The sequence below is a fragment of the Prescottella sp. GW823-FHT02E09 genome, from assembly GCF_058797375.1.
The window spans coordinates 301,663-314,276 of sequence record NZ_JBXAJP010000002.1 but is presented as its reverse complement, the minus strand read 5'-3'; the positions used below and the strand labels follow the sequence as shown (position 1 = coordinate 314,276).

At 68.2% G+C, this 12,614-nt stretch carries 11 protein-coding genes; 9 read left to right on the top strand and 2 right to left on the bottom strand.

Annotated elements, in window-relative coordinates; translation table 11 throughout:
• Window positions 1–13: 13 nt before the first annotated feature.
• The 6 genes from rapZ to tpiA all read left to right on the top strand — a co-directional run bounded on the left by rapZ (window position 14) and on the right by tpiA (window position 6,132).
• Entirely contained in the window at window positions 14–880 is an 867-nt protein-coding gene (rapZ, locus tag AC1RIF_RS05610; RefSeq protein ID WP_492600777.1) for an RNase adapter RapZ, read from the top strand.
• Window positions 877–1,938, top strand: a complete 1,062-nt coding sequence (locus tag AC1RIF_RS05605; protein WP_492600392.1) for a gluconeogenesis factor YvcK family protein — start codon at window positions 877–879, stop codon at window positions 1,936–1,938. The genes rapZ and AC1RIF_RS05605 overlap by 4 nt, the downstream gene beginning before the upstream one ends.
• Window positions 1,929–2,912 carry a DNA-binding protein WhiA gene (gene whiA / locus AC1RIF_RS05600; RefSeq protein ID WP_511710360.1) on the top strand — a complete coding sequence of 328 codons (984 nt, stop codon included), beginning with the start codon at window positions 1,929–1,931 and terminating at the stop codon, window positions 2,910–2,912. The genes AC1RIF_RS05605 and whiA overlap by 10 nt, the downstream gene beginning before the upstream one ends.
• Window positions 2,913–3,107: 195 nt before the next feature.
• Complete coding sequence (gene gap, locus AC1RIF_RS05595; RefSeq protein WP_031937510.1) at window positions 3,108–4,127, top strand: type I glyceraldehyde-3-phosphate dehydrogenase; 1,020 nt, start codon at window positions 3,108–3,110, stop codon at window positions 4,125–4,127.
• A 4-nt stretch (window positions 4,128–4,131) separates the two neighbouring features.
• The gene (locus tag AC1RIF_RS05590; RefSeq protein WP_492600391.1) at window positions 4,132–5,343 is read left to right on the top strand and encodes a phosphoglycerate kinase; all 1,212 of its coding nucleotides are present in this window, start codon (window positions 4,132–4,134) and stop codon (window positions 5,341–5,343) included.
• A gap of 3 nt (window positions 5,344–5,346) precedes the next feature.
• Window positions 5,347–6,132: a triose-phosphate isomerase gene (gene tpiA / locus AC1RIF_RS05585; RefSeq protein WP_492600390.1), complete on the top strand. Its 786-nt coding sequence runs from the start codon at window positions 5,347–5,349 to the stop codon at window positions 6,130–6,132.
• Window positions 6,133–6,248: 116 nt separating this feature from the next.
• On the opposite strand, the gene AC1RIF_RS05580 is transcribed toward tpiA, so the two are convergent.
• Together AC1RIF_RS05580 and AC1RIF_RS05575 are read right to left on the bottom strand one after the other, a co-directional pair.
• On the bottom strand, window positions 6,249–7,739 hold the full coding sequence (locus tag AC1RIF_RS05580; RefSeq protein WP_492600389.1) for a DUF1214 domain-containing protein: 1,491 nt from the start codon (window positions 7,737–7,739) through the stop codon (window positions 6,249–6,251).
• Between the two features lie 181 nt (window positions 7,740–7,920).
• Window positions 7,921–8,832: a tyrosine-protein phosphatase gene (locus AC1RIF_RS05575; RefSeq protein ID WP_492600388.1), complete on the bottom strand. Its 912-nt coding sequence runs from the start codon at window positions 8,830–8,832 to the stop codon at window positions 7,921–7,923.
• A gap of 234 nt (window positions 8,833–9,066) precedes the next feature.
• Between AC1RIF_RS05575 and secG the strand changes: the two genes are divergently transcribed.
• From secG to ppc, 3 genes are read left to right on the top strand one after another with little or no spacing between them, the layout of a single operon-like run.
• Window positions 9,067–9,300: a preprotein translocase subunit SecG gene (secG, locus tag AC1RIF_RS05570; protein WP_492600387.1), complete on the top strand. Its 234-nt coding sequence runs from the start codon at window positions 9,067–9,069 to the stop codon at window positions 9,298–9,300.
• A 2-nt stretch (window positions 9,301–9,302) separates the two neighbouring features.
• Window positions 9,303–9,713: a PPOX class F420-dependent oxidoreductase gene (locus AC1RIF_RS05565; protein ID WP_492600386.1), complete on the top strand. Its 411-nt coding sequence runs from the start codon at window positions 9,303–9,305 to the stop codon at window positions 9,711–9,713.
• 54 nt (window positions 9,714–9,767) lie between these two features.
• Complete coding sequence (gene ppc / locus AC1RIF_RS05560; protein ID WP_492600385.1) at window positions 9,768–12,572, top strand: phosphoenolpyruvate carboxylase; 2,805 nt, start codon at window positions 9,768–9,770, stop codon at window positions 12,570–12,572.
• The last annotated feature ends 42 nt before the right edge of the window (window positions 12,573–12,614 follow it).

The following is a 12,614-nucleotide window of genomic DNA, read 5'->3' as shown; positions in this document are numbered from 1 at the left end:
TGGTGAGCACGGCATGGAGGTTGCGCTCGTCACCGGACTGTCCGGGGCGGGGCTGAGCACGGCCGCGAAGGTCCTCGAGGACCTCGGCTGGTACGTCGTCGACAACCTGCCGCCCGAACTGATCGCGCGGATGGTCGACCTCGGTGTCGAGTCGGATCCGCCGATCCGTCGGCTCGCGGTGGTGATGGACGTGCGCAGCCGCCCGTTCTCGGGCGACCTGGGCGGGGTCGTGACCGCACTCGAGGCGATGCCCGTGCAGATCCGGGTGCTGTTCCTCGAAGCCAACGACTCGGTGCTGATCCGTCGGTTCGAGCACGTGCGACGCAGCCATCCACTCCAGAGCGACAGCAAGGAAGGCACCCTGTCGGAGGGGATCGCCGCCGAGCGCGCGAAGCTGGCCCAGGTGCGGGCCGCAGCCGATCTGGTGGTCGACACGTCGTCACTCGCGGTGCGTGAGCTGCGCGAGAAGGTCGAGACGGCATTCGGTGGCGAGGGCAGCGCCGAGATCCAGGTGACCGTGCAGTCCTTCGGGTTCAAGCATGGCCTGCCGATGGACGCGGACCTGGTGTGCGACGTGCGGTTCCTGCCGAATCCGCACTGGATTCCCGAACTGCGCGAGCACACCGGGCTGGAAGAGGCGGTACAGGACTACGTCCTGTCCCGTGACGGGGCTCAGGAGTACCTCGATACGTACCTGCGCCTGCTGGAACTGACGACGGCGGGATACCGCCGGGAGGGAAAGCGCTACATGACCATCGCGGTCGGATGCACCGGTGGCAAACATCGCAGTGTTGCCATGTCGGAGGCGCTCGCAGCGCGACTGCAGAAGGAGGACGGCCTCGCCGTCCGTGTCGTGCACCGTGATGTGGGGCGCGAATGAGCAGCGATCCACTGCACGGAACCGGCCGCACGCCCCGCATCGTCGCGTTGGGCGGCGGGCATGGTCTGTACGCGACCCTCAGTGCCGCGCGGCGGCTGAGCTCGGAGGTCACCGCGGTGGTGACGGTCGCCGACGACGGCGGCTCCTCGGGACGGCTGCGCAGTGAGCTCGGTGTGATCCCGCCGGGCGATCTGCGGATGGCGCTGGCCGCGCTGGCGTCGCGCGAGCCGCAGGTCCAGATGTGGACGGATACCGTCCAGCACCGCTTCGGGGGCACGGGCGCTCTCGCCGGTCACTCGGTCGGGAACCTGATCCTCGCCGGTCTCACCGAGGTTCTCGGCGACACCGTCGCGGCACTCGACACCGTTGCGCGACTGCTCGACATCGAGGGCCGCGTGCTGCCGATGTCACCGGTGGCCCTGGAGATCGAGGCCGACGTCGTGGGGCTGGAGTCCGATCCACGAGTCAGCCGGTGTATTCGCGGACAGGTCGCGGTCGCGACCACGCCGGGAAAGGTGCGCCGTGTGCGGCTGCTGCCGGCGAGCCCGCCCGCGTGCCCGGATGCGCTGGCCGCGATCGAGAACGCCGACGTCGCAGTGCTCGGCCCCGGTTCGTGGTTCTCGAGTGTGATTCCTCACGTTCTCGTGCCGGACCTGCTCGACGGTCTGATGCGTTCGGCTGCGCGGAAGGTGCTGATCCTCAACCTCGCGCCGGAGCCGGGCGAGACTGCAGGATTCTCCGCGGAACGTCATCTGCACGTACTGTGCCAGCACGCACCCGAATTTCGCGTCGACCACGTGGTCGTCGACTCGGGATCGGTTCCGGCCGGGCGCGAACGCGACCATCTGTGCCGCGCCGCGACGCAGCTCGGCGCGGAAGTCGTCTACGCGGACGTCGCCGAGGACGGAACCCACAAGCACCACGCGGGCAAGCTCGCGGCGGTGCTCGAACGGCTCACCGAGCGGCAGGTGGGCGACAACCGCCCCGTCGAGGTGAGCGGCAGCGAGCAGCCCGCCGGACGGACAGCAGGGGGAAGGGAGAGCGCCACGTGGCGATGACAGCCGAGGTCAAGGACGAGCTCAGCAGGCTCACGGTGACGCAGGTGAGTTGCCGGAAGGCGGAGGTGTCGGCACTGCTCCGGTTCGCCGGTGGCCTGCACATCGTGGGTGGCCGTGTGGTCGTGGAAGCCGAGGTGGACCTCGGATCGATCGCGCGGCGCCTGCGCGGCGAGATCCTCGATCTCTACGGGTACCACTCCGACGTGCACGTGCTCAGCGCGAGCGGGCTGCGCAAGAGCTCCCGGTACGTCGTCCGGGTCGCGAAGGAGGGCGAGGCGCTGGCCCGTCGGACCGGGCTGCTCGACATGCGGGGACGTCCGGTGCGGGGCCTGCCGGCACAGGTGGTGGGCGGCAGCGTGGGTGACGCGGAGGCCGCATGGCGCGGCGCGTTCCTGGCGCACGGCTCGCTCACCGAGCCGGGGCGCTCGTCGGCGCTCGAGATCAGCTGCCCGGGTCCGGAGGCGGCCCTCGCGCTGGTCGGTGCGGCTCGCCGCCTCGGTATCGCCGCGAAGGCGCGCGAGGTCCGGGGCACCGACCGGGTGGTGGTGCGCGACGGCGAGGCGATCGGCGCCCTGCTCACCCGGATGGGTGCACAGGACACTCGGCTCACGTGGGAGGAACGGCGCATGCGCCGCGAGGTGCGCGCCACCGCGAACCGTCTCGCGAACTTCGACGACGCGAACCTGCGCCGGTCCGCGCGCGCGGCCGTTGCGGCTGCGGCGCGGGTCGAACGGGCTCTCGAGATCCTCGGTGAGGACGTCCCCGACCACCTCGCGGCGGCGGGCACGTTGCGGGTCAAGCATCGGCAGGCCTCGCTCGAGGAGCTGGGGCAGCTCGCGGACCCGCCGATGACCAAGGACGCTGTCGCCGGTCGCATCCGGCGTCTGCTGTCGATGGCGGATCGCAAGGCCAAGGAGGTCGGGGTTCCCGACACCGAGTCGGCGGTGACCCCGGAGTTGCTCGAAGAGGCGTGACGATCGGTCGACGACCCACCCCGGTTCCGGTGACCGGGGCAGATGCGCGCGCATGTGGGTGCGCGCACTAGGGTGGGACACGCATCGACCGATGAGTCTCGCGTTTCGGTTCGATAGTCGTGGGTATCACGTGCTCGCGAGGTTCTCGCGGGCGAACAACTGGCACACCAGAGTAGATGGGCAAAGGAGCTAACTGTGACGGTCCGGGTAGGCATCAACGGCTTCGGTCGTATCGGACGTAACTTCTTCAGGGCGGTCGATGCGCAGAAGGCGCTCGGCACCACCGACATCGAGATCGTGGCGGTCAACGACCTCACGGACAACGCGACGCTGGCTCACCTGCTCAAGTACGACTCGATCCTGGGTCGTCTGCCGTACGACGTCTCGCTCGAGGGCGAAGACACCATCGTCGTGGGCGACACCAAGATCAAGGCGCTGGCGCATCGCGGCCCGCTGAACGAGCTCCCCTGGGGCGAGCTGGGCGTCGACGTCGTCGTCGAGTCCACGGGCATCTTCACCGACGCCGCGAAGGCGAAGGGTCACCTCGAGGCCGGCGCCAAGAAGGTCATCATCTCCGCGCCCGCCAAGGGCGAGGACCTGACCGTGGTGATGGGCGTCAACGACGATCAGTACGACGGCAGCCAGAACATCATCTCGAACGCCTCGTGCACCACGAACTGCCTCGGCCCGATCGCCAAGGTGCTCGACGACGAGTTCGGCATCGTCAAGGGTCTGATGACCACGATCCACGCGTACACGCAGGATCAGAACCTGCAGGATGCCCCGCACAGCGACCTGCGTCGCGCGCGTGCCGCGGCCCTGAACATCGTCCCGACCGGCACGGGTGCGGCCAAGGCCATCGGCCTGGTCCTTCCGCAGCTGCTGGGCAAGCTGGACGGCTACGCGCTGCGCGTGCCGATCCCCACGGGCTCGGTCACCGACCTCACCGCGAACCTGCGCAAGCCGGCCACGGCCGAAGAGATCAACGCCGCGATGAAGGCGGCCGCCGAGGGTCCGCTGAAGGGCATCCTGAAGTACACCGAGGCTCCCATCGTGTCGTCGGACATCGTGACGGATCCGCACTCCTCGATCTTCGACGCCGGCCTCACCAAGGTCATCGACGACCAGGTCAAGATCGTCTCCTGGTACGACAACGAGTGGGGCTACTCGAACCGCCTCGCGGACCTCATCGGTCTCGTCGCGAAGTCCCTCTGACGCCGTGGCAGTCAAGACTCTGAAGGACCTGCTGGACGAGGGGGTCGAGGGCCGTACCGTGCTGGTGCGCTCCGACCTCAACGTTCCGCTGGACAACGGAACCATCACCGACCCGGGCCGTATCGTGGCGTCGGCACCGACCATCTCGGCGCTGGCCGAGGCGGGCGCGAAGGTCATCGTGATGGCGCACCTGGGCCGCCCCAAGGGCGAGTTCGACGCGGCGCTGTCGCTGGCGCCCGTCGCTGCGAAGCTCGGCGAGGTGCTGGGTCGCAACGTCCAGCTCGCCGGTGACGTCGTCGGCCAGGACGCGCTCGCACGTTCCGAGGGCCTGACGGACGGCGATGTCCTCCTGCTGGAGAACATCCGCTTCGATCCGCGTGAGACCAGCAAGGACGACGCCGAGCGCGAGGCACTCGCCAAGGCGCTCGTCGACCTGGTCGACGGCGACGGTGCGTTCGTGTCCGACGGCTTCGGTGTGGTGCACCGCAAGCAGGCGTCGGTCTACGACATCGCCAAGCTGCTCCCGCACTACGCGGGCAACCTGGTTGCGGCCGAGGTCGAGGTTCTGCAGAAGCTGACGCAGGACTCCGAGCGCCCGTACGCAGTCGTGCTCGGCGGCTCCAAGGTGTCGGACAAGCTCGCCGTGATCGAGGCGTTGGCCCCCAAGGTCGACACCCTCGTCATCGGTGGCGGCATGTACTACACCTTCCTTGCCGCGCAGGGCATCTCGGTGGGCAACTCGCTGTGCCAGGAAGAGATGATCGGCACCTGCAAGGAACTGCTCGAGCGGTACGCGGACGTCATCCACATCCCGCAGGACGTGGTGATCGCGGACTCGTTCTCGGCGGAAGCCGAGTCGAAGACGGTCTCCGTGCTGGAGATTCCGGACGGCTGGATGGGCCTGGACATCGGACCGCAGTCGGTGGAGCGCTTCGCGGCGATCCTCTCGGGTGCCAAGACGGTGTTCTGGAACGGCCCGATGGGCGTGTTCGAGTTCGCCAAGTTCGCGGCCGGCACCAAGGGTGTCGCCGAGGCGATCATCGAGGCCACCGGCAAGGGCGCGTTCAGCGTCGTCGGCGGCGGAGATTCCGCGGCGGCCGTGCGTCAGCTCGGTCTGCCGGAGGACGGCTTCTCGCACATCTCGACCGGTGGCGGCGCGTCCCTCGAGTACCTCGAGGGCAAGACGCTTCCCGGCATCGCGGCGCTGGAGGACTGAGACATGGCACGTAAGCCTTTGATCGCCGGCAACTGGAAGATGAACCTCAATCATCTCGAGGCCATCGCCCTGGTGCAGAAGATCGCGTTCTCGCTGCCCGCGAAGTACTTCGAGAAGGTCGACGTCACGGTCATCCCGCCGTTCACCGACATCCGCAGCGTGCAGACGCTGGTCGAGGGCGACAAACTCCTGCTCACCTACGGTGCGCAGGACGTCTCGGCGCAGGATTCGGGCGCGTACACCGGCGAGATCAGCGGTTCGATGCTGGCCAAGCTGGGCTGCACGTACGTCGTCGTCGGACACTCCGAGCGGCGCACGCTGCACGGCGAGTCCGACGAGACCGTGCTGGCCAAGACCAAGGCCGCGCTGAAGAACGGGCTCACCCCGATCGTGTGCATCGGTGAGGGCCTGAACATCCGCGAGGCCGGCGAGCACGTGGCGTACAACGTTGCGCAGCTGAAGGGTTCGCTCGCGGGTCTGTCGGCCGACGAGATCTCCAAGATCGTCGTCGCGTACGAGCCCGTGTGGGCCATCGGCACCGGCAAGGTGGCCTCGGCCGCCGACGCGCAGGAAGTCTGCAAGGCGGTGCGTGACACGCTCGCCGAGCTGGCCTCGCCCGAGATCGCGCAGGCCGTGCGCGTGCTGTACGGCGGCTCGGTCAACGCCAAGAACGTCGGCGAGCTCATCGCTCAGCCCGACGTGGACGGTGGACTGGTCGGCGGAGCATCGCTCAAGGCGGACGAGTTCGCGACGCTGTCGGCAATCGCCGCCGGCGGGCCGCTCCCGTGATCGGGTAGCAACCGAAGACAGGCGCTGGGCGCGTGACCGTGAAGGTCACGCGCCCAGCGTTTTTCGTCGGTCCGCCCTCGGTCGGCGCGACGCGGGCCTCGGGATGCTGCCGGATCCTAGGGGGCGCGAACGATTCCGGGCATCGGGTACGTGCCGTCGATCAGCCCGGTGGTCGGTCCGTAGAACCGGGCCGCGATCTGGAATCGGCCGTCTCGTGAGGTGGGCAGCCAGTTGCGGTCCTGTCCGGGAGCGGTGGGCCGGTCGGGCTGCAGGTAGAAGGTGACCTGGCCGTCGACGATCGCGTACTGACCGGCCTCGAGTTGTGCACTGGTGGTGCTGTACCGGTCGATCGGATTGTCGATGAAGTAGCCGGCCGAGTCGTAGACGGGCAGTTCCCAGAATTCGGAGGTCGGCGGCAGATCGTCGATGTCGAAGGTCAGGGTGTAGTTGTTCTGCCCGTCGAGGGGTCGGCCTTCGCTGTCGTCGAAAACGTAAGCGATGGTGTGGGAATCGTAGGGAACGGGTGTGCCCCACGCGACGTCGTCGGCCCCGGACTTGGCGACGTAGTCGAGGTCGTCGAAGAACAGGCTCGACTGCAGCCGCCATCCGTTCATGTCGATCTGTGTTTTCTCGAAGGCGCTCCTGGCGGCCTTGCGTGCACGGGCGAACCCTTCGGCGATGCCCGCCTTCTGCTCATCGGTGACCTGGGCGGGGTCGAAGATCGTGCCCTCCACGAGTCCGAGGCGTGCGAGCCGTTCGAGAGTCCGGGTCTCCTTCACCGAGTCGGTGCGGCGGGTGATCGATGGATCGTTGATCGACAGGCTCAGCAACTGCAGGTAGTCGACGGCGGTCATGGACTTCCCGATGTCGGAGATCTCGGCCATGCGAGGGAAGGTGCGGTAGTCGCCCTTGACGACGGGTTGCCGGTCGAGCGGCGGGACCCGGCCGCCGTGCGCGGACCACAGGCTCAGCGGCGCGGCGTGCATTCCGGCCACCGTGCGCCGCGCCGCGGCCAGGTCGGCGTCGTCGCGCGTGGTGACCGCCACCCGGACGGCGATGGTGAAAGAGTCGGAACTCGCCTTGACGATCTCGGTGCCCTTGAAGCCGGCAGGCAGGTTGCCGCGCCGGTCGGGGCCCACGATGATGTACCGCTGAGGTGCGTCGCCGGTGAACTGCGAGCCTGCCTTGAAGAACGTGGTCACGTTCTGGTCCGTGGCCTGGATGCTCCAGTAGCGCCCGTCGGTCACCGCCGGGGTCTCGACGACGATCGGCTCCTTCGAGGTGTCGAACGTGCCGCCGGAGTACAGGGTCGAGGCATTGACGGTGGTGGCGAATCGGATCTTCGCATCGAACAGATTCATCTGAGGTTGCATCCGATTGACGCCGCGGTAGGCGGGCTGCCCCTCCATCTGGGTGTACACGTGCCGGAGTTCGTAGTAGCCGGCGATGTTCAGGCCCCAGTAGAAGGCCTCCTCCGTCAGATCGGCGACCTCGTCGCGCGACAGTGAGGAATCGATCGGTCCCGCTGGCGATTCGGCGGTGGCTTCCGTCGTGGCCGACGGAGGCGCTACGACTCCTGCTTTCGACTTTCGAACTGCGTGGGTCATCGTTCTCCTCGTGGATGCGCTGATCGCGTCGCCTAAGTCACTCTGTCTTAAGTCATGGTCGCGGTCGGCTCCTGTCGGCGCCACGCCGGATTCCATCCAGTGGAACGGTTTGGTGGTTCGCGGGGGAGCGCTGGGCGTGTGGCGAATCCGCCACGCGCCCAGCACTGTTCACGCCGGTGGGTCAGCCGAGCAGCTTGACGGCGATCTTGCCGATGGTTTCCGGCGACAGGCCGAGGCCGGTCCGCAGGTAGTTCTGCACGGTCCCGTACTTTGCGGTCAGCTCGTCGAATCCGGCCTGCAGGTAGCTGGCGTCGACGCCGAGGAGCGGGTCGTAGACCTTGGCGACGTCCTCGCCCAAGCTGGCTGCGATGCCGGCGCGGGACTTGGCCATCGATTCGGCCGTGTACTCGTTGGTGAGCAGGTAGTCGTTCATGATCGTCTCGCGCGACACCCCGGCGATGCTCTGCAGCAGCGCCGACGCCCAACCGGTGCGGTCCTTGCCGGCGGTGCAGTGGAACACCTGCGCGCCCGGGGTTTCGGCGAGATCGGTGAGTAGCTCGGTGAAACCGGCGCGGGCCGCGGGATCGGAAACGAACGATCGGTTCATGTCCCGCATGAAGTTCCGGGCGTCCTCGGGCGTCTTCAGCTTGGCCACACCCGCAGCGAGGTCGCCCGACAGGATCGGGATACGCACGTACTCGGGGCCGACGGGCAGGCGGTCGGGCTTCTGCGCCACCTCCTCGTCGGTCCGGACGTCGTACACCGCGGTCAGATTCATCGCCGTGAGGGTGGTGAGGTCCGCGTCGTTCGGCGTCAGGGCGTTGGCGCGGTAGAAGACGCCGGTGCGCATGTGGCCGAGCGGGGTCTTGTATCCGGGGCCGGCGACGTCCCGGAAGTTGTCGACAGTGGCCAGCCGGGGCGCCTCGACGGTGGCCGGGGCGCTGGAGCCGAAATTCGAGGATCCGAAGGACGGCAGGTCGAGGGAACCGGTGGCGCCCGCGGCGGCCGTCCCGGCGAACAGGAACGAGCCGGATGCCGCGATTGCCACTGCGGTCCGGGTGGTGTGGCGCAGAGCTGTGGAGCGGTGCGTCATGGTGGGGCCTTCCTCGCAAGGGGGTTGACTGACTGCTCGGAAGGTAGTGCGGCACGTTGTGCCACAGAAGTGAGCCGTCTCACTCCGCGGGAGGAAGGTGTGCCCCGCTGCCGTCCCGCTGCGGCGAGATGTCCCCGCCGCGGTGGCCGGTTCGTGCCCGGACGTCTCGGTAACAGGTAAGCTGGGCCCGCTAGTGGCCGAAATCGTCGTGCGTGAAGGGCAGCGAATACCGAAATGGCACTGTTCCTGGACATCTTGCTGGTGATCACCAGCCTGCTGCTGATCCTGCTTGTCCTGTTGCACCGCGCCAAGGGTGGCGGTCTGTCCAGCCTCTTCGGTGGCGGTGTCCAGTCCAGCCTCGCCGGCTCGAGCGTCGTCGAGAAGAACCTCGACCGGCTGACGGTCTTCACCGCAGCGATCTGGCTGATCGCGATTCTCGGTATCGGGCTCGAGATCAAGTTCAGCTGACGATGGCCGGGTACCGCAGCTCGGCGTCCATTCCCGACGCCGCCGCGGCCCTGATCGACGCGCCCGAGTTCGCGACGCTCGCGACGGTCGAGCCGGGTGGTCACCCACAGTTGTCTGTCGTGTGGCTCGAGCGCGATGGCGACGAGGTACTGATTTCCACCGTCCGCGGTCGCCGCAAGACCGACAATCTCTTGCGCGACCCGCGTGCGACGGTGCTGATCTACCCGGCGAGCGGGCCGTACAACTACGTCGAGATCCGTGGCACCACCACGGTCGCCGACGATCCCGGTGGCTCGCTCATCCACAAACTGGCGCGGAAGTACACGGGTGCCGAGCGTTGGGAACACGACACTCCCGACACTCCGCGGGTCATCGTCCGGCTCACGCCGTCGAAGGTGATCTGGAAGGGCTGACGCCCGCGCTGTCGTTGTCGTGCGGGCGGTCGATCGTCGGCCGATAATCGGGAGATGACCGGGATCCCAGATTCGTCGGCAACTTCTTCCTCTGCGCCGTCGGCCCCGCGCGCCGCCACCGAACCGCTCCGAGAGGACATCCGTCTGCTCGGTGGGATTCTGGGGGAAATCGTTCGGGAACAGTCCGGCGACGAGGTCTTCGCGCTGGTCGAGCGCGCCCGTGTCGAGTCGTTTCGGGTTCGGCGTTCGGAGATCGACCGGGCGGACCTCGCGGAGATGTTCGAGCGGATCGACACCGGGGAGGCCATTCCGGTGATCCGCGCCTTCAGTCATTTCGCGCTGCTCGCCAATGTCGCCGAGGACATCCATCGCGAGCGACGGCGCGCGATCCACGTGCGGGCCGGTGAACCTCCACAGGACAGCAGCCTGGCGGCCACCTACGCGAAACTCGATGCGGTGACTCTCGATCCGGCGACGGCGAGCGCCGCGCTGATCGGTGCCCTGGTGGCGCCCGTGATCACCGCCCACCCCACCGAGACGCGCCGACGGACGATCTTCGAGACCCAGAACCGCATCATGGAACTGATGCGGATGCGGGAGTGGGTGTCCGGCGGCGTCGACGAGTCGGTCGCGATCGAGCGTCAGTTGCGCCGCCAGATCCTCACGCTGTGGCAGACCGCGCTGATCCGTCTGTCACGCTTGCGGATCCAGGACGAGATCGAGGTGGGCCTGCGCTACTACGACGCCTCACTGTTCGAGGTGATCCCGCAGATCAACGCCGACCTCCGCGAGGGGCTGCGGGCCCGGTGGCCGGGCGCGACCCTGCTCACGGAACCGATGCTGCGGCCGGGATCGTGGATCGGCGGCGATCGGGACGGGAATCCGTTCGTCACAGCCGATGTCGTCGCCAGGGCCACGCACCGCGCTGCCGAGACCGCGCTCGAACATCACCTCGAGGAACTCGAGGTACTCGAACGGGAGCTGTCGATGTCGGCTCGGCTGGTCACCGTGACCGCCGAATTGGACCGGCTCGCGGACGAGTCCGGTGACGAGTCGGCGTTCCGCGCCGACGAGCCCTACCGGCGTGCCGTCCGGGGCCTGCGTGCACGACTGACGGCCACCGCGGATCGGATTCTCGGTCACCCCGCGGTCCACCGTGTCGGAGCGGCGGCACCGGACCTGCCGGGATACGGCAGCCCGGCCGAGTTGCTGTCGGACCTGGGCGTCATCGACGCGTCGCTGCGTGCGCACGGCGACGACACCGTCGCCGACGACCGCCTGGCGCGGTTGCGGAACTCGGTGGAGGTCTTCGGCTTCCACCTGTGCGGTCTGGACATGCGCCAGAACTCGGAGGTCCACGAGACGGTGGTCGCCGAACTGTTGGCGTGGTCGGGAGTGCACTCGGACTACCGGTCGCTGTCCGAGGACGAGCGGGTCGCGCTGCTCTCCCGGGAACTCGCGACCCGTCGGCCGTTGTCGGGCCCGCACGCCCAGTTCAGCGAGCTGACCACGAAGGAGTTGGGCATCCTCCGAGCAGCCGCCGAGGCCGTCGAGCGGATCGGCCCGGAGGCGATCCCGAACTACATCATCAGCATGTGCGACTCGGTGAGCGACATGCTCGAGGCCGCGATCCTGCTCGCCGAGGTGGGATTGTTCGACCCGGACGGCGACGACGGACCGTCGTGCCCGGTGGGGATCGTGCCGCTGTTCGAGACGATCGAGGACCTGCGCCGTGGCGCCGCGACCCTCACTCGAACGCTGGAGGTGCCGATCTACCGGGCACTGGTCGCCGGCCGCGGCGACAGCCAGGAAGTGATGCTCGGCTACTCCGACTCCAACAAGGACGGCGGATACCTCGCCGCGAACTGGGCGCTGTACCGGGCCGAACTCGACCTGGTGCAGGCGGCGCGGAAGATGGGAATCCGGTTGCGGCTCTTCCACGGTCGCGGCGGCACGGTGGGACGTGGTGGAGGCCCGAGCTACGACGCGATCCTCGCGCAGCCGCCGGGCGCGGTGCAGGGGTCGCTGCGGATCACCGAACAGGGGGAGGTGATTGCGGCGAAGTATGCCGAGCCGCGGCTCGCGCGCCGCAATCTCGAGGCGTTGGTCGCGGCCACCCTCGAATCGACCCTGCTCGACGTCGAGGGGCTCGGCGACGACGCGGCGCCCGCCTACGGAATCCTCGACGAGCTGGCCGAACTGGCGCGGGTCGCGTACGCCGATCTGGTGCACGACACCCCGGGATTCGTCGAGTACTTCAAGGCGTCGACGCCGGTCGCCGAGATCGGTGCCCTCAACATCGGCAGCCGGCCGGCGTCCCGCAAGCCGACCGCGTCGATCTCCGACCTGCGCGCGATCCCGTGGGTCCTGTCCTGGAGCCAGTCGCGGGTGATGCTGCCCGGGTGGTACGGCACCGGAACGGCGTTCGAGCAGTGGGTGAGTGGAGACGCGGACCGCCTCGCCACGCTGACCGACCTCTACGAGCGGTGGCCGTTCTTCCGGACGGTGCTGTCGAACATGGCGCAGGTGATGTCGAAATCCGACATGGGTCTCGCGGCGCGTTACGCGGAGCTGGTGCCCGACGTCGCGCTGCGCCAGGAGGTGTTCGGCAAGATCGCCGCCGAGCACGCCCGCACGATCGCGATGTACCGGGCCATCACCGGGCACGAGAACCTGCTGTGGGACAACCCCGCTCTCGACCGGTCCGTGCACAATCGGTTCCCGTACCTCGAACCGCTCAACCACCTGCAGGTCGAGTTGCTGCGCCGCTACCGCGGCGGCGACGACTCCGACGGCGTCCGGCGCGGCATCCAGCTCACGATGAACGGTCTCGCGACCGCGCTGCGCAACAGCGGCTGATCCGACCGAGTCAGGCCGACCGTCGAGGTCGACGGCCCGGGC

Excerpts from the sequence above, each read along its gene's own strand:
- rapZ (WP_492600777.1), top strand. The coding sequence starts at position 14 with ATGGAGGTTGCGCTCGTCACCGGACTGTCCGGGGCGGGGCTGAGCACG.
- AC1RIF_RS05605 (WP_492600392.1), top strand. The coding sequence starts at position 877 with ATGAGCAGCGATCCACTGCACGGAACCGGCCGCACGCCCCGCATCGTC.
- tpiA (WP_492600390.1), top strand. The coding sequence starts at position 5,347 with ATGGCACGTAAGCCTTTGATCGCCGGCAACTGGAAGATGAACCTCAAT.
- AC1RIF_RS05580 (WP_492600389.1), bottom strand. The coding sequence starts at position 7,739 with ATGACCCACGCAGTTCGAAAGTCGAAAGCAGGAGTCGTAGCGCCTCCG.
- AC1RIF_RS05575 (WP_492600388.1), bottom strand. The coding sequence starts at position 8,832 with ATGACGCACCGCTCCACAGCTCTGCGCCACACCACCCGGACCGCAGTG.
- secG (WP_492600387.1), top strand. The coding sequence starts at position 9,067 with ATGGCACTGTTCCTGGACATCTTGCTGGTGATCACCAGCCTGCTGCTG.
- AC1RIF_RS05565 (WP_492600386.1), top strand. The coding sequence starts at position 9,303 with ATGGCCGGGTACCGCAGCTCGGCGTCCATTCCCGACGCCGCCGCGGCC.
- ppc (WP_492600385.1), top strand. The coding sequence starts at position 9,768 with ATGACCGGGATCCCAGATTCGTCGGCAACTTCTTCCTCTGCGCCGTCG.